The sequence below is a fragment of the Alistipes sp. CAG:29 genome (assembly GCF_000435435.1).
In the GTDB taxonomy this organism is placed as follows: Bacteria; Bacteroidota; Bacteroidia; order Bacteroidales; family Rikenellaceae; genus Alistipes; species Alistipes onderdonkii.
In genome coordinates this window covers 9,038-28,394 of the sequence record NZ_FR893489.1, presented here as the reverse complement: position 1 = coordinate 28,394, position 19,357 = coordinate 9,038, and the positions used below count along the sequence as shown (strand labels likewise).

At 58.8% G+C, this 19,357-nt stretch carries 20 protein-coding genes, 1 tRNA gene and 1 pseudogene; 10 read left to right on the top strand and 12 right to left on the bottom strand.

Features of this window, described 5'->3' with window-relative positions; genetic code table 11:
* The 6 genes and pseudogenes from QVP03_RS11260 to QVP03_RS11235 form a co-directional block, all read right to left on the bottom strand.
* Window positions 1-256, bottom strand: a pseudogene (locus QVP03_RS11260) (GtrA family protein); the annotation flags it as partial.
* The gene (locus QVP03_RS11255) at window positions 256-1,275 is read right to left on the bottom strand and encodes a hypothetical protein (protein WP_022333524.1); all 1,020 of its coding nucleotides are present in this window, start codon (window positions 1,273-1,275) and stop codon (window positions 256-258) included. The gene QVP03_RS11255 and the pseudogene QVP03_RS11260, both read right to left, overlap by 1 nt.
* Window positions 1,272-2,144: a prolipoprotein diacylglyceryl transferase gene (lgt, locus tag QVP03_RS11250; RefSeq protein WP_022333523.1), complete on the bottom strand. Its 873-nt coding sequence runs from the start codon at window positions 2,142-2,144 to the stop codon at window positions 1,272-1,274. Before lgt ends, QVP03_RS11255 begins: the two co-directional genes overlap by 4 nt.
* On the bottom strand, window positions 2,141-3,193 hold the full coding sequence (locus QVP03_RS11245) for a sensor histidine kinase (protein ID WP_018695275.1): 1,053 nt from the start codon (window positions 3,191-3,193) through the stop codon (window positions 2,141-2,143). Before QVP03_RS11245 ends, lgt begins: the two co-directional genes overlap by 4 nt.
* A 4-nt stretch (window positions 3,194-3,197) precedes the next feature.
* Window positions 3,198-3,794: a riboflavin synthase gene (locus tag QVP03_RS11240; RefSeq protein ID WP_018695274.1), complete on the bottom strand. Its 597-nt coding sequence runs from the start codon at window positions 3,792-3,794 to the stop codon at window positions 3,198-3,200.
* Window positions 3,795-3,798: 4 nt separating this feature from the next.
* On the bottom strand, window positions 3,799-4,428 hold the full coding sequence (locus QVP03_RS11235; RefSeq protein WP_022333522.1) for a hypothetical protein: 630 nt from the start codon (window positions 4,426-4,428) through the stop codon (window positions 3,799-3,801).
* A gap of 43 nt (window positions 4,429-4,471) precedes the next feature.
* On the opposite strand from QVP03_RS11235, the gene QVP03_RS11230 reads away from it, so the two are divergent.
* Window positions 4,472-4,543: transfer RNA gene (locus QVP03_RS11230), tRNA-Arg, on the top strand.
* Window positions 4,544-4,781: 238 nt separating this feature from the next.
* On the opposite strand, the gene QVP03_RS11225 is transcribed toward QVP03_RS11230, so the two are convergent.
* Window positions 4,782-6,191: an outer membrane beta-barrel protein gene (locus QVP03_RS11225; protein ID WP_288210782.1), complete on the bottom strand. Its 1,410-nt coding sequence runs from the start codon at window positions 6,189-6,191 to the stop codon at window positions 4,782-4,784.
* A 3-nt stretch (window positions 6,192-6,194) separates the two neighbouring features.
* Complete coding sequence (locus QVP03_RS11220) at window positions 6,195-6,743, bottom strand: RNA polymerase sigma factor (protein ID WP_018695271.1); 549 nt, start codon at window positions 6,741-6,743, stop codon at window positions 6,195-6,197.
* 136 nt (window positions 6,744-6,879) lie between these two features.
* Here QVP03_RS11220 and QVP03_RS11215 point away from each other — a divergent pair, with 136 nt between their 5' ends.
* From QVP03_RS11215 to QVP03_RS11200, 4 genes are all read left to right on the top strand, one after another.
* Window positions 6,880-7,569 (top strand): NigD1/NigD2 family lipoprotein, encoded by a 690-nt coding sequence (locus QVP03_RS11215; RefSeq protein WP_022333519.1) that lies wholly within the window; start codon window positions 6,880-6,882, stop codon window positions 7,567-7,569.
* Window positions 7,570-7,668: 99 nt separating this feature from the next.
* Window positions 7,669-8,676 carry a Holliday junction branch migration DNA helicase RuvB gene (ruvB, locus tag QVP03_RS11210; protein ID WP_022333518.1) on the top strand — a complete coding sequence of 336 codons (1,008 nt, stop codon included), beginning with the start codon at window positions 7,669-7,671 and terminating at the stop codon, window positions 8,674-8,676.
* A 71-nt stretch (window positions 8,677-8,747) separates the two neighbouring features.
* A complete protein-coding gene (locus QVP03_RS11205; RefSeq protein ID WP_022333517.1) occupies window positions 8,748-9,518 on the top strand; it encodes a hypothetical protein in 771 nt (256 codons plus the stop codon).
* Window positions 9,519-9,616: 98 nt separating this feature from the next.
* Window positions 9,617-10,897: a malic enzyme-like NAD(P)-binding protein gene (locus tag QVP03_RS11200; RefSeq protein WP_022333516.1), complete on the top strand. Its 1,281-nt coding sequence runs from the start codon at window positions 9,617-9,619 to the stop codon at window positions 10,895-10,897.
* Between the two features lie 140 nt (window positions 10,898-11,037).
* On the opposite strand, the gene QVP03_RS11195 is transcribed toward QVP03_RS11200, so the two are convergent.
* Window positions 11,038-12,135, bottom strand: coding sequence for a hypothetical protein (locus QVP03_RS11195; protein ID WP_022333515.1), 1,098 nt, complete (start codon window positions 12,133-12,135; stop codon window positions 11,038-11,040).
* A gap of 98 nt (window positions 12,136-12,233) precedes the next feature.
* Complete coding sequence (gene aroB, locus QVP03_RS11190) at window positions 12,234-13,247, bottom strand: 3-dehydroquinate synthase (RefSeq protein WP_022333514.1); 1,014 nt, start codon at window positions 13,245-13,247, stop codon at window positions 12,234-12,236.
* Between the two features lie 83 nt (window positions 13,248-13,330).
* On the opposite strand from aroB, the gene typA reads away from it, so the two are divergent.
* The 3 genes from typA (at window position 13,331) to QVP03_RS11175 (ending at window position 16,205) form a co-directional block, all read left to right on the top strand.
* Window positions 13,331-15,133, top strand: coding sequence for a translational GTPase TypA (gene typA / locus QVP03_RS11185; RefSeq protein WP_022333513.1), 1,803 nt, complete (start codon window positions 13,331-13,333; stop codon window positions 15,131-15,133).
* Window positions 15,134-15,169: 36 nt separating this feature from the next.
* Window positions 15,170-15,487 (top strand): hypothetical protein, encoded by a 318-nt coding sequence (locus QVP03_RS11180; RefSeq protein WP_018695263.1) that lies wholly within the window; start codon window positions 15,170-15,172, stop codon window positions 15,485-15,487.
* A gap of 109 nt (window positions 15,488-15,596) precedes the next feature.
* Entirely contained in the window at window positions 15,597-16,205 is a 609-nt protein-coding gene (locus tag QVP03_RS11175) for a DUF4377 domain-containing protein (protein ID WP_022333512.1), read from the top strand.
* 119 nt (window positions 16,206-16,324) lie between these two features.
* Here the strand turns inward: QVP03_RS11175 and QVP03_RS11170 are convergent, their stop codons facing one another.
* The gene (locus QVP03_RS11170; RefSeq protein WP_117506849.1) at window positions 16,325-16,723 is read right to left on the bottom strand and encodes a YbaN family protein; all 399 of its coding nucleotides are present in this window, start codon (window positions 16,721-16,723) and stop codon (window positions 16,325-16,327) included.
* Between the two features lie 102 nt (window positions 16,724-16,825).
* On the opposite strand from QVP03_RS11170, the gene QVP03_RS11165 reads away from it, so the two are divergent.
* Both QVP03_RS11165 and QVP03_RS11160 read left to right on the top strand, forming a co-directional pair.
* The gene (locus QVP03_RS11165) at window positions 16,826-17,287 is read left to right on the top strand and encodes an RpiB/LacA/LacB family sugar-phosphate isomerase (protein WP_022333510.1); all 462 of its coding nucleotides are present in this window, start codon (window positions 16,826-16,828) and stop codon (window positions 17,285-17,287) included.
* A 211-nt stretch (window positions 17,288-17,498) separates the two neighbouring features.
* Window positions 17,499-18,590, top strand: coding sequence for a DUF3667 domain-containing protein (locus QVP03_RS11160; RefSeq protein WP_022333509.1), 1,092 nt, complete (start codon window positions 17,499-17,501; stop codon window positions 18,588-18,590).
* A gap of 164 nt (window positions 18,591-18,754) precedes the next feature.
* Here the strand turns inward: QVP03_RS11160 and QVP03_RS11155 are convergent.
* Window positions 18,755-19,357, bottom strand: a 603-nt coding sequence (locus tag QVP03_RS11155; RefSeq protein ID WP_288210781.1) for a 4-(cytidine 5'-diphospho)-2-C-methyl-D-erythritol kinase, incomplete at its 5' end; no start/stop codon positions are given.

Below are 19,357 nucleotides of genomic sequence, written 5' to 3'. Positions count from 1 at the left end.
GCCAAAACCCGGTGAAAAAGGTCAGCGGAAAAACAATCAGCATCGCCGCGACATGCGGGGAAACCGCGATGAACCCGAGGTCGAGCAGCTCCTTGTCGAGCACGAAATTATAGAGCAGGAAATAGCACCCCCAGCCGAAAACCACGTTCGCGCCGCCGCAAACGGCATAACGGAACGTCTGGCGCGGCAATAACGCAGAAACAGGCCGGCGGTAGAACCAGTCGATGAAACGGATTATCAGCTCGGAAAGACGCATCAACGGGCAGTGTAAGTCCACAGCCCGGGGAAACGGTCGCTATAATTACGGATGAACAACGTACATGCCTCCGCATCGGGCGCCTCGAAAGGTGAAACCATGAATTTATTGCCGAAACGGTAGACCCCGCAGCGTACCGATGCATCCCTGGCTTCGGCATCCGCGGCGGCACGGGCCGCATTTTCCGGCGTACTGAAAACCCCCAGCACGACATACCGGTGTCCCGAAACGAGCGATGCAGGCTCCGCGGAGGCCCTTGCCGCCGGCCCCGGACGCTGTCCGGAAGGTCTGGCATCCGCACGGGTTACAGCTGCATCCGTACGGTCACCGGCGCTATCCGCCGTCCCGGCCGCCCCCGCAGCACTGCTCCCGGCAACGTCGGTTTCCGCAGCCTTCGTTCCCGCAACTGCCGTCGCAGTCCCGTCGTCCGTCACACCGGCCGTCGCGGACGAAGCGGCGGGAATCCCCGCATCCGCGGCGGGCAAGGTGCGCGCAACTTCGGCGGCCGCACCGGGTTCCGGAATATCGGAAGAATTGATGCGCAGGAATTCGGCACCGCCGAAACCCGCCGCAATCACGATCGCCGCGATGCCGACCCACAGCGCCCAGTCCAACCGGCGGGCAGGCTTGATCCGCACGGGCTCGTGTCCCTGCGGGTTCAGCAGCCTGTCGAACGCGGGTGCAAGCGTAAAATTCTTGAATTTGAGCACGCCGACGCCCTCTATGGTCAGCACGTCGCCCTCGCGCGTGCGGGAAAGCCAGCGGTCGTAAACATCCTGTGCTCCGGCAGCGTCGCAGTGCAGCGTACGCGCCAGTTCATCGGCAAGCGATACCCCCTGCTGCTGCGAAGAGAAGGATACCACGCGGCAGGGAGGAAGGACTGTACGTTTGGAAAGCCGCCTGGCACCGCGCCGCTCGACAAAGAGCGACCCTACGCCAGGCAGGAACACCCCGCTGCCGGCGGCAAGCAGGTTGCCGACAAGGCGGTTCACTTCATCGACCATCGGGTAATTGCTCATCGTTTCTTCTTTTTTGGAGTCGCTGCCGGGGCTTTCGGCACCGGAGCGGGGGAAACTTCGGGCCCGGACACACCCCGGTAAATCATGTAAATACCCAGCACGATAAACGGAATGCTCAGCCATTGCCCCATATCGAGCACCCATCCCTGTTCGAACGCCTCCTGCTCGGTCTTGATGAACTCGATGAAGAAGCGCGTCAGGAAAATCCCGAGCAGCCCGATGCCGAACAGGATGCCCGGACGGCGCCGCGCGATGTCCTTCGCATAATAGAGCCAGCAAAGGATGCCGAAGGTGATCAGGTAGCAGAGCGCCTCGTAAATCTGGGTCGGGTGTACCGCCGCGGGGGCGAACTCGTTCACCCACTTGGCCGAGCGGACGAATTCGAATCCCCACGGCAGGGTCGTGGCCATGCCGAAGATCTCCGAATTGAACAGGTTGCCCAGCCGTACGACGGCACCGCCGATGCCCACCGCGATCATGATGCGGTCGAGCGACCAGATATAGGGCAGCTTGTTCTTGCGCGAGAACAGCCAGAGGCCGATCAAGAGGCCGATGGCGGCGCCGTGGCTGGCCATGCCGCCGTCCCGGAAACCCGTGATGATCGTCCACGGCTTGCTGAGGTATTCCATCGGGTCGTAGAAGAGGCAGTGCCCCAGCCGCGCCCCGATGATCGTCGCCAGAGTGCCATATATAAAAATCGACTCGGAGACCTTCGGCGGAAGCCCCTCGCGCTTGCAGAAGTTATCGAAAAACTTGGCGCCGATCAGGATTGCCAGCGCCCACATCAATCCGTAATAGCGGATGTCGAGCGACCCGATGGAGAAGAACACCGGATCGAAATTCCAAACGATGCTTAACGGTCGTATCATTTATTCAGTTCTTGCAGGTTGACTTTTTTGAGCGTAAACGAGAAGGTACTCCCCACGCCCGGTTCGCTGCGCACGCTGATGCGTTCGCCGTGCGCTTCGATGATATGCTTCACAATCGCCAGGCCGAGCCCCGTACCGCCCTGCTCGCGCGAGCGCCCCTTGTCGGTACGATAGAATCGCTCGAAGACGCGGGGCAAATCCTCCTTACTGATTCCCAATCCGTTATCCTCCACCTCGACAAGTATTTTGTCGAGCATGTCGCGAAAATGGACGCGCGTCAAACCGCCCTCCTTCCCGTAGCGGATCGAGTTGATGACGAGGTTCACGATGACCTGACCGATGTAATGTTTGTCGGCCAGCACCCAAAACGGCGAGGGAAGGTTGTCGGCGCCCTTGATCGAAATCCGGATGCCTTTTTTGTCGGCCTCCATCTCGGCCTGCTCGGCGATCTCCTTCGTCAGCGCCACGATGTCGAACTTCTCCATTTCGAGGCGGTTCATGTTGCTCTCCAGCTTGGAGATGGTATCCAGGTCGTTGACGATATTGATCAGGCGGTCGATGCTCTTCTCGGCCCGCTCGAGGTATTTGCGGTTGATGAGCTCGTCCTCCAGGCCTCCGTCGAGCAGTGTCGAGATATACCCCTGGATATTGAAGATCGGGGTTTTGAGCTCGTGCGCCACGTTGCCCAGGTACTGTTTGCGGAACTGCTCGGTCTCCTTGAGGCGGGCGATCTCCTTGTCGTTCGTATCCGCCCACGCCGTGAGTTCCTCGCCGATATTCTCGACGTGCTTGTCCTTCAGCTCGGAAAAAATCTCGTGCGTATGCACGTCGCGCGAAAGCACGATGGAATAGATCGGCTTGAGCTTGTAAGCCACGTATTTGCGGATGATGAACAGCGCCACGAGCGCCACGACGACAAAGACGGCGCCGCAGACGCACAGCGTCACCCACCACACCGCATCGAGCAGCGTCATCGTCCCGGCCACAATGGCCGTTGCGAGGAGCGCGATCCACAGCGATGCGCCCTCTTTTGTTTTGATGTACACCATAGGCTTACTTCGTATAATTTTGCATGAGACGGGCGATGTACTTGCCCACGATGTCGAATTCGAGGTTCACGACCGAACCCACGCCGATGCGGCAGAAGTTCGTATGCTCGAACGTATAGGGAATGATCGCCACGCGGAACGACGACTCCTTCGAGTCGCAGACCGTCAGGCTCACGCCGTTGACCGTCACCGACCCTTTCTCCACGGTACAGAGCCCACCGCCCTGCGGTTCGTAGGCGAACGTATAGTACCAGCTGCCGTCGGCGTCCTCGCGGGCCGTGCATACGGCCGTCTGGTCGACATGCCCCTGGACGATATGCCCGTCGAGCAGCGCATCGGGTTTCATCGAGCGTTCGAGGTTCACCAGATCGCCCACAGCCAGCAGGCCGAGGTTGCTCCTGTCGAGCGTCTCCTTCATCGCCGTGACCGTATACGTATCATCGCGGATGTCCACAACTGTCAAACATACGCCGTTATGTGCTATGCTCTGGTCGATTTTCAACTCGCGGCAAAAGTCCGCGCGCAGCGTAAAATCCTTATTCTGACGGTCGGTACGGATGTCCACGACCTCCGCCATGCGTTCCACGATCCCTGAAAACATATTCTCAACTGTTAATTATCAATTTGCCTTTAACTTTATATACCGAGCTTATATCACTGACATTCAGAATTATGTCGTCATAATTTTCCCGATCGCCGGCCACCAGGCGGAGTTTGTCCTCCCCGTCGGCGAGCCGAACTATCCGCAAAGTTACAATTTTTCGGCTGACAATCACATATTCCCCCCCGGGAATAATTGCATCCCGGTCGACGGCCTTCAGCAAGACCACCGCACCCGGCGGCAAGGCGTCCCCCATGGCACGTCCCATGTAACACATGGCAAGGTCGCACTCACCCGCCTGCGGGATGACCAGGCTGCTCTCGGCCTCGAGGTGGGTGACGTGCGCGATGGCCTGTTCGACGTCCACATTATAAAAAGGTATCTGGGCGCCGCGCAGTTTCCCGTCCGCGAACATCTGCCCCTCCCCCGTCAGCAGCCACAATTTATCCACCTGCGGGAATTTGGAGACGATGCGGTCGGCCACGTCGAGCGAAATGCCGTTGTTACCGCGTTTAATCTGGTAGAGGTTTTCGCCGCGTGCAAGCCCGATATGGCGGGCGAAGTAGTTGGTCGACATGTTCGCCCATTTGATTACGGCTTCGATCCTCTGCCAATTATTCTGCTTTTCTCGCATTTTATTAGTAAAAATTAAAAAAAATTTGCATCTTTGCACTCCCGGTCCCGTAGTTCAATGGATAGAATATAAGATTCCGGTTCTTACGAAATGGGTTCGATTCCCGTCGGGACTACAAAGGCACAAGTGCACAGATTGCTGCACTTGTGCTTTTTTGTTAGCGTCAATTCACAATCTTTTATTCAACAAAAATAAGAACAAATTTTCATTAGTCAATAAAAAATAGCATAATTAAGCCATAAAATAGCACATTCGGACAGATCACGAAAAAGTCCGTATCGCTTCGGGTACGGACTTCTCCAAGTCGTATTTCACGTCCCAGGGACGTGAAAACAGGATATATCAGTTGAATGTCAGAATGAAAGGCGCACTCCGAGACGGAGGGTCAGCGACAGGGAAGAATCGGTGCGCGATGTACGCAGGGTGGTTTCCGTAAAGTAGTGCGATACCTCGGGCTCGAAGTAAAGCCCGACATAATTGCCGAGGCGGTACTGGGCCCCGACGGCCCCGGCCACCGACCACTGGACTTTGGGTTCGTCGACGGATTTGGAGCCGAACTTGGCGGACACGCATTTCTCGAGCATACCGCCTGCACCCACGTACATCGAGAAACGCCCGGTTTCGAGGAACTGCCAGTTCAGGCGCAGGGGAACCCCGATGAAGTGGAGCTTCTGGCTGATATCCTCGCGGCCGGACTGCATACGTACGTCCGACCATAACAACGTATAGTTCACACCGCTTTCGAGCGACAACCCGTGCGCGAATTCCTTGCGCACCGTAAGGCCGAAGCTGAGCGGCTGGTGGTGGCGGAACGAATAATCCCTGTAATTGTATTTCAATTGCGCCATCGTGCCGTTGGTACCGCCTACAAATATGTCGGACATCACCAGGTTGGGGCCGCCCCCCCCTGACACCCCCGATGATCCGGTCACACCGCCTGCGGCGAAGAGCGAAACCGAAGTCCTGCGCCGGGGACGCCTGTATTCCTGCACGCCATCGGCCAAGTAATCGTACGTGCCCGGGTATTTGCGGGGCTGAACGGCCTGCCCGGCAGCCTCTTCTCCCGGGTTCCCGTCCGTGGTGGACGCCTGCCCGGCGACTGCCGCACGCACGGCCGGCCGCGTGCCGTCCGCCGCGGCATCCCCGGTAGCGGCAGCCGCTGCGGAGGCCTTTCCGGAAGCCTCGCTCCCTGCCACCGCATTTTCCGCAACCGAATTACCGGTGTCGGCGTTTGCAGCAACCGCCTCCCCGGCGGGCGCAGCTCCGGACGTCAAAGCCGCTGCACGGCCGTCCTCGAAGCCCCGCATATCGGCGGCGGCAAGGGCATCCCGTCCCGGTGCAATCCCGGGAGCCGTCCCCGCACCGGGCTCCTCGCCCGGCAGCGCCGCAGCCCGCACGGCCTCTTCGGTCGGAACGGCTGCGCGGAGCGTCCCCGCGAGCGTCCCTTCACCGTCTCCCGCCGGTGTCCCATCGACCTGCGCCATGTCCGCAGCAGAGCTGCCGCTGTCCGTCGCCGTTGCAATAACAAACCCTTTATCCCCTAAATCCCGGTTTTCATGCAGCAGGTATCCCCCACCACCCAGGAAAATCAGCACAGCGGCGGCAGCGGCAGCAATCCGCGGCCAATGGCTACGCAACACGGAGATACGCGGGTGAGGCCCGAGCTCGCGCTCCAGCCGCGCCCAGCCGTCGGCCGGAGGTGTCACCTCGGTGCCCCGGAGCGCACTCCGCATTACGTCTGTCCAGTCTTTATTTTGTTTCATAATTTAATGTGTCTCCATATAGGCCCCTATTCTGCGGGCCAGCAGTGCCCGCGCGCGGAATAACTGCGACGAGGAACTTTTTTCGTTGATCCCCAGCATCTGCGCGATGTCGCGGTGCGAATAGCCTTCGATGCAGTAGAGGTTGAACACCGTACGGTAACCGTCAGGCAATTCGCTGACGAACCCCATCAGCACGTCGCGCGGAATACGCGCCACTTCCGACGGGTCGGGCTCCGGGATGTCGGGCAACTGCCTTCCGTCGTCGAGCACCGTCATGCTCAGTTTGTTCCGGCTGCGGAGCCATTCGAGCGCCACGTTCACCGTGATCCGTTCCATCCAGGCACGCAGGGAACCGGGGCCGCGGTAGGAAAAACGGTCGAAAGCACCGTAAATCTTCAGGAACGCATCGTGCATCAGGTCTTCGGCGGTAGACCGGTCGCCCGAATAGCGGAGGCAGACGGCCAACAGACGGCCTGCATAACGGTCATACAGCTCACGACGGGCCGCATTATCCCCTTTTCTGCACCCCTCGGCCAGTATCTGCTCCTCCATTCCCATATTTGCGTTCATCTTATAAACGGTGTAGCCACCAAAAGACTGCACGGCACCCGAAAATTTTTATGCCCGTGCAGTATTCCGCCCCGCCCTGCATTTAATTAGTGAAGATAACGCAAAAATAATTATAAATATGAAAAGATTCGGATTATTTCTTCTCGTGACCATGGCTGCGGCCATTTTCACCTCCTGCAACGATTCGGACGGGGACTACCCCAGGCTTTCGGCTTTCGCTTCGGTAAAGCCGCTCGAAAATAACGATTTCTATGTCGTTCTCGACGATGGCAAGACGGTGTACCCGGGCGACAAAAGCCGCATAGGCAGCTATAAGGCCGAGGAAGACCAGCGCGTCGTCATATATTTCAACCTGCTGAATAACAAAGTGGAAGGATACGATTACAACATGGCGCTCTATTACATACAGGACATCTACTCGGGCGGCACGAAAGTCGTGACCACCCAAGAGGAACTCGACGCGCTGGAAGACGACAAAACCAGCTTCAAGGAGGCATTCCTCAACAGCAATTACCTCAATGTCTGGGTCGGGTTCAATGCCTGTGACCTCACGAAACACACCTTCCTGCTGGTACGCAACAACGTGACGGAGATCGCTCCTGAATACACGGAAGAGGGGTACCTGAACCTCGAACTGCGCCGCGACGCCCACGGCGACGAAGGCGGATACAACTACGACCGTTATGTCTCGTTCAAGCTGGATTCCTTCAAGGAGGATCTCGAAGGCAAGAAAGGTATCATCCTGCGTGTGAACACCCGCATGAACGGGGTGAAATACATAAAGATCGGGCTGCCGCGTGAGCAATAGCCGGAGCTTCCGGCAGCGACCCCGGCCCGCATATCCTGCGGGCCGGATTTTTTTTCGCCCCGCCGCGGCAAAGTAGCACAAAATCGTTATCTTTGCAACATGTCAATCGTACGCAACACAGAGAGCGATCTCGAATTCGAAAACAAGATACGTCCGCAGGAGTTGGAAACCTTCTCCGGGCAGGACAAGATCGTCGACAACCTCCATATTTTCATCAAGGCGGCGCTCATGCGCGGCGATTCGCTCGACCACGTACTGCTGCACGGCCCCCCGGGACTGGGCAAGACGACCCTTGCCAACATCATCGCCAACGAAATGCACGCGCAACTGCGCGTCACATCGGGTCCCGTGCTGGACAAGCCGGGCGACCTGGCCGGACTGCTGACCAACCTCAACCCCGGCGACGTGCTTTTCATCGACGAGATACACCGCCTGAGCCCGATCGTCGAGGAGTACCTCTACTCGGCGATGGAGGACTACAAGATCGACATCGTACTCGACAAAGGCCCTTCGGCACGTTCGATCCAGATCGAGCTGGCGCCTTTCACGCTGATCGGCGCCACGACCCGCAGCGGGCTGCTCACATCGCCCCTGCGCGCACGCTTTGGCATCCAGTGCCATCTGGAATATTACGACGCCCCGGTACTGGCCGGCATCGTCAGGCGTTCGGCACGCATCCTCGACGTCTCGATCGACGACGATGCGGCGCACGAGGTGGCCCTGCGCTCACGCGGCACGCCCCGCATCGCCAACGCCCTGCTGCGCCGCGTGCGCGACTTCGCAATGGTCAAGGGCGAAGGGCACATCGACCTGGGAATCACCAGAATCGGGCTTTCGGCGCTCAACATCGACTCGCGCGGCCTCGACCAGATGGACAACAAGATACTCGGCACCATCATCGAAAAGTTCGGCGGGGGCCCCGTCGGGCTGAATACCATCGCCACGGCCGTCGGCGAAGACGCCGGCACGATCGAGGAGGTCTACGAACCGTTCCTCATCAAGGAAGGGTTCCTCAAACGCACGCCCCGGGGGCGTGAAGCCACCGAACTGGCCTACCGGCACTTGGGGTTCACCCCACCCGGCAACCCCGAAACCCTGCTGTTTTGAGGCATCCGCCCGAACCGGCCGGCAGCCGTCACCGCCGCACTCCCCGATTCCGAACCAGACATTTTTAAAATATGACCCGCATTCGTCCATACCTGCTCACGTGCTGTTGCACCGCATCGCTGTTACTGGCTTCTGGCAGAGCCACGCAACTCAGGGCGGAGACGCCCGGGGCGGAACCCGCGGTACAGGAAGCGCCTTGCGCTGCATTGGGCGGCCCGTTCGCCGCCATACCCGGGGAAACGGCACCATCGGCCGGGAAGCAGGTCGCGCAGCGGGGCAGGGCGCAGTCCCTCCGGGCGCAGCACCTCGCCCCGCGCAACCGCTCGCAGCACACGTTCTTTGCCAACGCGGCGTATACGGCCGTCATCTCGACGCTTTACCTGGCCGAAAGCACCTCCGGCTCGCTGAACGAAGGCTACGACATCAGTGCCGGGTACAACTGGACGTCGCGCCGGGGCTTCGGCGCCGGAATCGTCTACTCGGGCGGATTCATCTCGGCCGAACGCAACGGGATCCGGCGCACGAGCCGTATCCACTACATCGCGCCGGAGTTCGTCGCCCGGCAGCGGGCCGGGCGCAGATGGCTCTTCCGGGAAAGCGCGGGCATCGGCTACGGCCGCTACATCCGCAGCTACGGCGATACATCGGGCAGCAGGGGCGGCGTAGGCATCCATGAATCGGCCTCGGTGGAGTTCATGCTGGGACGCCACATCGGCCTGGGTGCGGGGATCAGCGGGCAATGGCTGATCGTCGACTCGCCGGACGTGGACGACGGCGCCGAACTGAGCCTGTTCGGCATCTTCCGCTTCCAGTTCGGGGGAGGGTTGCGGGTTTATTTTTAACTCCGCCCCGTACGATGCCCGCTCCGGGACGGAAGGGCGCAATAATTGCAGGTTTTTTCACGTTGTGTCTTGTAGACACAAGCAAAACAGTTAGGATAATGAGAAAAGGTAAAATGGATCAGGAGGCTCTGCGCTATCACAGCGAAGGCCGCCCAGGGAAAATCGCGGTCGTACCGACGAAGCCCTATCACACGCAGCACGACCTGTCGCTGGCCTATTCGCCCGGCGTCGCAGCTCCGTGCCGCGAAATCGAAGCTAACCCCGAAGAGGTTTACCGTTACACGAACAAAGGCAATCTGGTAGCAGTCATTTCGAACGGCACGGCCGTCCTGGGACTGGGCAATATCGGAGCTCTGGCAGGCAAGCCCGTCATGGAAGGTAAAAGCATGCTCTTCAAAACTTACGCCGACATCGACGCCTTCGACATCGAAGTCGACGAAACCGATCCCGAGGCATTCATCCGCACGGTGAAAGCGATAGCCCCGACATTCGGGGGCATCAACCTCGAGGACATCAAAGCCCCGGAATGCTTCGAAATCGACCGGAGGCTGAGCGAAGAACTGGATATTCCCGTGATGCACGACGACCAGCACGGCACGGCCGTCATCTCGACCGCCGCGATGCTCAATGCCGTAAAGATCGCCGGCAAGACGCTCGACAAACTCCGCGTGGTGGTCAACGGCGCCGGGGCCGCGGCCATCGCCTGCGCACGGCTGTTCATCGCCGTAGGCGTCCGCCGTGAGAACATGGTCTTCTGCGACAGCCGCGGCGTGGTCACGACTTACCGTACGGATATCAACGAAATCAAACGTGAATTCGCCACCACGCGCCGCATCACCACGCTGGCCGAGGCGCTGCACGGCGCCGACCTCTTCCTCGGGGTTTCGACGGCCGACGTGCTGACGCCCGAAATGCTGCGTACGATGTCGACCGACCCGATCGTCATGGCACTCGCCAACCCCGACCCCGAAATCGCCTACGACAAAGCCGTCGTATCGCGTCCGGACATCATCTTCGCCACGGGGCGCTCGGACTACCCCAACCAGGTCAACAACGTGCTGGGCTTCCCCTACATTTTCCGCGGGGCGCTCGATGTCCGGGCCACGAAAATCAACGAAGCGATGAAACTCGCCGCGGCACATGCGCTCGCCGGGCTGGCCCAGGAACCGGTGCCGACAATGGTGCTGCGGGCCTATGCGCTCGAAAAACTCGAATTCGGCCGCGACTATCTGATTCCCAAGCCGTTCGACCCGAGGCTGCTATGTACCGTAGCGCCTGCCGTGGCACGCGCCGCGATCGAATCGGGCGTCGCACGGCAGCCCATCGCCGATTGGGACGCCTACACGGAAAAACTCCGCAATCAATATCAGTCGGAATAACAAAAAAACGATCTCCAATGATATGCACCCCGAAAGTTTTTTGTCGAACTTTCGGGGTGCAGGTCATAAAAGGAGTAGGTTTTTCTGCGTCCAGATGCCGTCTTGCGCAGTAGCGTACGATCAAACGACTCTTCAAAGCATTATACGCCCAGCAACTTTATCCGTAAATATTGACAATCCGGATTTTTCTCGTAAAAGAGTTGAGTGTGAATGACTTTCAGGTAGAAACAGCCGTCCGAAGCCCAAAACATGTCTGCATGCCCGGCATCAACCGGCATCCAGTTCATATAAGTCGCGGTCATAATTCTTTCTATCTTTCCTCCGTCCGTTATTCCATACAGTTCCGCATTGGATTCGGGGTCATAGGGATTGCCCGAAATACAAATAATATATTTCCGATTGGGCGAGAGGTACGGAAATCCATCGAAATCCCAGCCCGGAAGCGATGCCTCGCCCGTGGTTTTATCATAGAAATCATATCCCCACCATTCATTGCCTTGTATATAAATCACATACTGGTTCAGGATTTCATATTGCCCTAAATAGCTGAATTCGTTTCCTCCATCGCCAACGATCGGCCTATCGACGAGCCGCACCTCTTTTTCTTCGGCTTTCAGGGTAATCACACCATCGACCTTTCGAAAGGTCGCCGTATCCGCGACGAAATAATCGACTCTGTTATTGGCCAGGCTGTCGAACGTCTCTTTGTCGATCAATTCCACGTCCAAATACCTGTCAAGGATTTTTGAACTTTCATTATTGTTCTCATCCAGACAACTGACTACGTTCAAATCGTCAGGAATGAGTTTTATCTCCGAAAGGCCGCCCGCGGCGCTCTTTTTCACGAAAACCTTTTCCCATCTCGAACCCTCTATCCAAGACCGTTCGTCCTGCCACTTCCGTGCGACTAAACTCCTGATACCATAAAAATCGGCCGCAGTATCGATGACCTCCAGGCGGTCGCCGTAGTTGTAATGTAACAGGCTCTTTGCATTTTCATCGGGTTCCTGCCTGGCATCGACGCCCCGCCTGTCGGTAACATAAACCGTCTCGATGACTTTAACCGAATGATAGTCTATCGGATAACCTTCCAGTTCTGACTCCGTCGGTAACGTGTCCTTCTCGGCCGTCCCGCTGTCAGCAGCCTGCGTTGTATCCGTTGTCGGTTTGTCGCTTTTTCTGTTCAGGCAGCTTACCGCCAGGAAACAGAGCGCTAAAAGAATTACTGTTTTCTTCATTGTTTCTCGGGTTCTTGTTTTCAAAATCAGCTCCGCCCTCCTTGCATTCCATGCTCAAAAAGCAGCAAAGACGCGTATTGACGATTCAAAACAGAGACTCAAAACAGCGCTGCAAAAGCATCCATCTTCATCGGCCGCACGTCGCAATCGCCAATGCCTATAGGCACCACGATACGCAGCATGCCGTCCTCATTCTTCTTGTCCTTGCCCACCTCTTTGAGCAGCCGCTTCACATCGACGGGCGGCGTGAGGTCGAACCCCAGTTTTTTCAGCACCCCGGCGATCCGGTCGCGGTCTTCCGCCGTCAGTACGCCGAGCTTCACCGAGGCATCGGCGATCAGCGCCGTGCCCACCGCCACGGCCTCGCCGTGGTTCAGACGGTTGGTACACTTCTCGATGGCGTGCGCCAGCGTATGCCCGAGGTTGAGCTTGCGGCGGTCGCCCGACTCGCGCTCGTCGCGTTCGACGATATCTGCTTTCACGCGAATCGACGCCGAAACGGCATCCGTAAGCAGGTCGGTGTCGGAACGCAGGGCGTCGAAAGTCGTGGCTTCGATACGCGCGAAAAGGCCGGCATCGGCGATGACGGCCGCCTTGACGACTTCGGCCAGCCCGGCGCGGAACTCCCGGTCGGAGAGCGTGCGCAGCATCCCGGGGTCGCAGACCACGAACCGGGGCTGCGAGAACGTCCCCGCCATATTCTTGTATCCGTCGACATTCACGCCGTTCTTGCCGCCCACGCTGGCGTCGACCTGCCCCAGCAGGGTCGTCGAGACGAAGCCGAAATCGAGGCCGCGCATGTAGGTCGCGGCGGCGAAACCCGTCACGTCGGTCACGATACCGCCCCCGATCCCCAGCACGAAAGTCGACCGGTCGACGCCCAGTTCGATGAAGCGGCGGTAGATCGATTCGACGGTTTGCAGGGTCTTTATACTCTCCCCGAGGCCGATCAGCACCGTATCGTAAGGAGCCAGCATCGGGTGGTAGAGCCGGTCTATCGTGGCATCGGATACGACGACCACGCGTCCCTCGGGCAGTACTCCCGGCAGGATGTCGGACGTGGGCCCGATATAAATCCCGCTCTGCTGCCGGACGTTGAAGGTGGGTTCCATAATATTAAACATTTTTAATAAGACAACAAATTTAGTATATTTTCCCGAGAAATTGTTACCTTTGCACCACAAATTCTTTTCACATGCAAAAACTACGCAATATTGCAATTATTGCACACGTGGATCACGGCAAAACCACGCTCGTAGACAAGATGATCCTGGCCGGCAACATCCTGCGCGACAACGCCAAGCAAACCGGCGAGCTGATCCTCGACAACAACGACCTCGAACGCGAACGCGGTATCACGATCCTCTCGAAGAACGTCTCGGTAATTTACAAGGATTATAAAATCAACATCATCGACACCCCGGGCCACGCCGACTTCGGCGGCGAGGTCGAGCGCGTGCTGAACATGTGCGACGGCGTACTGCTGCTGGTCGACGCCTTCGAAGGCACCATGCCCCAGACCCGGTTCGTGCTGCAAAAGGCGCTGGCGCTGGGCAAGAAGCCCATCGTGGTGATCAACAAGGTCGACAAGCCCAACTGCCGTCCCGAAGTGGTCAACGAGCAGGTTTTCGACCTGATGTTCACGCTCGACGCCACCGAGGAGCAGCTCGACTACAAGACCATCTACGGCTCGGCCAAACAGGGCTGGATGTCGCACAAATGGAACGAGCCGACCGACTCGCTCGTCCCGCTGCTGGACGCCATCATCGACGAGATACCCGAACCGGCCGTGGTAGAAGGCACGCCCCAGATGCTCATCACCTCGCTCGAATACTCCTCCTACACGGGCCGTATCGCCGTGGGCAAGGTGACGCGCGGCTCGCTCAGGGCGGGACAGAACGTCACGCTGGCCAAGCGCGACGGTGCAACGATGCAGAAGACCAGGATCAAAGACCTGATGGTCTTCGAAGGTCTCGGCAAAAAGAAGGTCGACGAAGTGCCGTGCGGCGAGATTTGCGCCATCATGGGCATCGAAGGGTTCGAGATCGGCGACACGATCTGCGACTACGAGAACCCCGAACCGCTGCCCCCCATCGCCATCGACGAACCGACCATGTCGATGCTCTTCACGATCAACAACTCGCCTTTCTTCGGCAAGGACGGCAAATACGTCACCTCGCGCCACATCAAGGAGCGCCTCGACCGCGAACTGGAGAAAAACCTCGCGCTGCGTGTGACGCCCGGCCCTTCGGCCGACAGTTTCAACGTATTCGGCCGCGGCGTGCTGCACCTTTCGGTGCTGATCGAGACCATGCGCCGCGAAGGATACGAATTGCAGGTCGGACAGCCCCGCGTGATCGTCAAGGAGATCGACGGCAAGAAATGCGAACCGGTCGAGGAACTGACCGTCGACTGCCCCGAAACCTGCTCGGGCACGGTGATCGAACTGGCCACCAAGCGCAAAGGCACGCTCAGGAACATGACGTCGAACGGCGACCGCGTGCGGCTGGAGTTCGACATCCCCTCGCGCGGCATTATCGGCCTGAGGTCGAACATGCTGACGGCAACGGCCGGCGAGGCGATCATGACGCACCGCCTGAAGGATTTCGAACCGTGGGTCGGCGAAATCGAGATGCGCACCAACGGCTCGATCATCTCGGGCGAGACCGGCACGGCCTTCGCCTACTCGATCGACAAGCTGCAGGATCGCGGACGCTTCTTCATCAGCCCGATGGATCAGGTCTACGAGGGGCAGGTGATCGGCGAGCACACGCGCCAGAACGACATCACGGTCAATGTCACCAAGGCCAAGCAGCTCACCAACATGCGCGCTTCGGGGTCGGATGACAAGACCTCGATCGCCCCGCCGAAGGTCTTTACGCTCGAAGAGGCATTGGAATACATCCAGGCGGACGAATACGTCGAGGTTACGCCCCACGCCATGCGCCTGCGCAAGATATTGCTGCACGAGGTAGACCGCAAACGCGCTTCGAAGTAAACGGCCGCCGCATAACGCATAAACCGAACCCTGAAAATGGATCATTTCACCTTATCGCTGGCCGTCGGCGCCGTCGCAGGGACACTGGACATCATCCCGATGATTTTCCAGCGGCTGCCGTTGCGTTCGTGCCTGTCGGCATTCTTCATCTACTTCTTTGCGGCGGTCATCGTCTTTTACAGCAACCTGCCCTACCTGCCTTGGTGGGCGGACGGCATGGCCGTCACGCTGATGCTGATGCTCCCCGTACTCTTCACCTTCTCGGGCAAGGAGCGCAAAGCCATCCCGGTGGTGCTGTTCAACGCCCTGCTGTTCGGGTTCCTGATCAGCGCCGCGGAAAAATACCTGGCCTGAGGCATCCGGCCGAAAAAAAACGGGACGGCATCCGTTTTTTTACCTATAGCATGCAGTATCAGGCAATTTCTCCGTTTATAAAAAGGAAACGAACGGAAAAACGACAGAGATGAAAAGATATATACTGACGCTCCTGCTGGCGGCCTGCGTATGCACGGCCTGCGATAAGGACGACGAATATGAAATCCGCGAATGGACGGTCGCCTCGCAACTGGGCATCGCCCACGGGGCGAGTACGTTGCAGCCCGTACTGCTCGTCAAGGCCAACGACGACACGTCGTGGCGTGCCGTATATCAGGGCATCGAGGGATTCGATTTCGAGGCGGGTTACGAATACCGGCTCCGCATAAAAGCCGAACAACTGCCCGATCCGCCCCAGGACGGCTCTTCGATCCGCTACACCCTGCTGGAGCAAATTTCGAAAACCCCGGCGACCTCGGTCATCCCCGACCAGTTCTTCCCGGTCTTCACGATGGAGGTCGCCCCGCAGCCGATGAATTACCGGGGACAGCGATTCCTGGGCGTACGGTTCCCCGAGTCCGGACTGAACGAATGGCAGCCGTGGCCGTTCCGCATCGAAGGGTTCGAATACGAACCGGGATACGTCTACCGGCTCCGCATCGGGACTTCGGTAATCCCGGCTCCGGACAGCCCCGAGGGCTATTACACCGTCTGCTACTCGATGCTCGACATGGACAGGCTGCCTGCAGAGGATTAAAATGCGGAGAAACGTCCTGAAAACAAAAACGACCCTTTCGGGTCGTTTTTTCATGGCAGGCAAACGGTCTCTCCCCGCGGAGCCCCGCCTCCGGACGTTGCCACCCCTTGCGGCGGAGGTTATTCCCCTTCGGGGTCTTCCTGCACCGGCACCCCCTTTTTCAGGGTGGCGAACGAAAGGATATGCCACGTCACGCCAATGGCGACGGCAAGCAAGGCCGCCTGCGCCCACCACCAGGCGGTAAGCAGCGCGAAAATGCAGTAAAGCATCGTCCCCCACATGAGCGTCAGGGAAATGATCTTGGCACGGAGCGGTATGGCGCGATTTTCGCGGAAGTTCCGTACATACTCGCCGAAACAGGGGTGTGCGAGCAGCCAACCGTAAAGCCGGGGCGAAGAACGCACCCAAAAGGCCGCCGATAGCAACAGGAACGGCGTGGTAGGCAGCAGGGGGACGAATATGCCGACGATGCCCAGCACGCACGAGATGCATCCCAATACGACGAGAAGAATTTTCATGGGGCAAAAATAGCACAAATTCGGGAGCCGGAAGCACGGCGACGGTTATTTTTCCTTATATTTGTAGAATAGAAACCGTATACGATACAAAACCAAAATACGATGAATAAAATAGGTATTGCCAGCGACCACGCAGGCTATGAAATGAAAGAATTTCTGGTAGGTTACCTCGACGCCATGGGTTACGAGGTGCTCGATTTCGGCACGCATTCGCCCGACAGCGTCGACTATGCCGACTTCGCGCATCCGCTGGCCGAGGCGATCGAAAACGGCGAACTCGAACGCGGCATCGCCCTCTGCGGCTCGGGCGAAGGGATGACGATGACCCTCAACAAGCATCAGGGCATCCGCGCCGGCCTGGCCTGGGAGCCCGAAATCGCGTCGCTCATCCGCCGCCACAACAATGCCAACATCATCGTCTTCCCGGCGCGTTTTATCACCAACGACGAAGCCGTGGCGATGCTCGACGCCTATTTCGCAGCCCAGTTCGAAGGCGGACGCCACGAACACCGCATCGAAAAGATGGCGATCCCCTGCGGCGCAGCCGGGGATGCGGCAAAATAAGGGACAAAACCTGCGGGCGCGGATTATTCCGCGCCCGTCGCATGCCAGGTCGGGCAATGACCGACCCCACGTCCCCGACAGATGAAGAAAATGGTTCGTCCCGAATGCGGGTGCACGGCCAGTGCGGCTTTTTGCCCGTAGTGCGGACTGCGCTACGGCAAGGCACGCTTCCCGGGAACTGTGTCCCGGGAAGCTGCATAACAAAACGAATATGCCCAAACACCAACTCTGCCGCAACTGCGGCCACGAAATCGACCACAACTACTGTCCGGCATGCGGACAACGCACGACGACCGACCGGCTGACCTGGGCGTCGCTGGTGGACAGCGTCTCTTCGACCTTCATCGGCGACGAAGCGTACGGCCTGCGGGGCATCAACATGCGCAAGGGCGCCGTGATGACATGGCTGGCGATCCTGATACACCCCTACGTTTCGGTCTCGGAGTTCATCCTGGGGCACCGCCGCAAATATTTCAACCCGGTGGCGATCCTGCTCATGCTCTCGACCTTCTACGCCGTCGTGTTCGCCCTCGTGGGCAAGGAGTTCACCCCTACGGCCCGGGCCGACTCCCCCCTGTTCCGGTGGCTTATCTGCTCCTACTACGACTACGCCACGCTGCACCCCGCGGCCAACATGCTGCTGATGCTGCCGTTCTATGCACTGGCGATGAAAACCGTGTTCCGCAGGCGCTCCGACCTCAAATATGTGGAATACCTCTACATCGGCATCTTCCTGTCGGTGTTCGAAATCACGCTGATGATCCTCGCGCTGCCCGCCGAACTGTTCATCCCGTGGTACAGTTCCTTCTACATGCAGATGCTGCCCGTTTTCATTTATACGGGATTCGTATTCCGGAAACTGTTCGGGCTGAAGAAGAAAGGCGCCGTCCTGCGCACGCTGCTGGCGAACGGACTGCAATATGTCTATGCATTTTTCGCAGCCCTGGGCTTGTTGACGCTGTCGCTGGGCATCTATTATCTGGTCGCCCCCGAAAAATTCAAGGAGGAGCTCAATATCCGCAACAGGGACGCCAGGACAGAACAGGTCGAAGGGTCGCAGCAGGGAGAAGGCGCGCTGAACGACATCCTGAACGGATTCTTGGACGGACTCCTCCATGAGGACGAAGCGGATAAAAGCTCCGGAAAGGACGGGGAGGACACCGCAGGCACAAGAGATGAACCACAAAAAAATGTCCCGGAAAACAGACCGGAAACGGAAAAAACCGCAGCAGCAGGGGACAATCCCCCTGCGGGAAACACCGCAGGTCGTCAGGGCGGCGGGAAGACCTTGCCTGGAAAGTAAATTGCGGGGAGCACCCCGGAGCGGCGATGCGGCAAAGCGGTAGCCCGGGAAAGCGGCGAATTGCTAAACGCGCGCAAGTTCAGACGGGCATACAACCCGGGATAAGGGAAAACCGAGATGCGGCAAGGGCGGAAGAACAGGGATCGCGGAGCAATTGACCCACACTACAACGTATAGACAAAGGGGGTCTGCAGCCGCAGGTTCCCTGCTTTTTGCGCATCGTCGAAAAGTCCGAACACGGCCGAGCCGCTGCCCGACATCGAGGCATAGACCGCTCCGGCCGCAAGCAGGCTGTCACGGGCTTCGCGGATGGCAGGATGCGCCGCGAAGATATGCGGTTCGAAATCGTTGGTCACCAAACCCTGCCACTCCACCACAGGCCGCCGCAAGCGCTCCGCGAGGGGCACTTCGGGCACATGCGGACGTACCCCTGCGTAAGCCTCACGCGTCGAAACGCCCACGTCGGGTTTTACGACAACGAGCGTCATTCCCACCAGGCAGAGCGGGTAAGGCTCCATGATCTCGCCCCTCCCGGTGCAAAGCTGCGGGGTATTGCGCACGAAAAAAGCCGTGTCGCTACCCAACCCGGCGGCAAGGTCGATCAGCTCCGCCTCCGAGAGCCGCAGGCCGAAAAGCCCGTCGAGCGCCAGCAGTACGGCGGTGCCGTCGGACGAACCGCCCCCGAGTCCGGCACCGAAAGGCACCCGCTTGTCGAGGCGTATCTCCACGCCGTCCACGCCGTAGCGCTCCCGCACCAGCAGGAACGC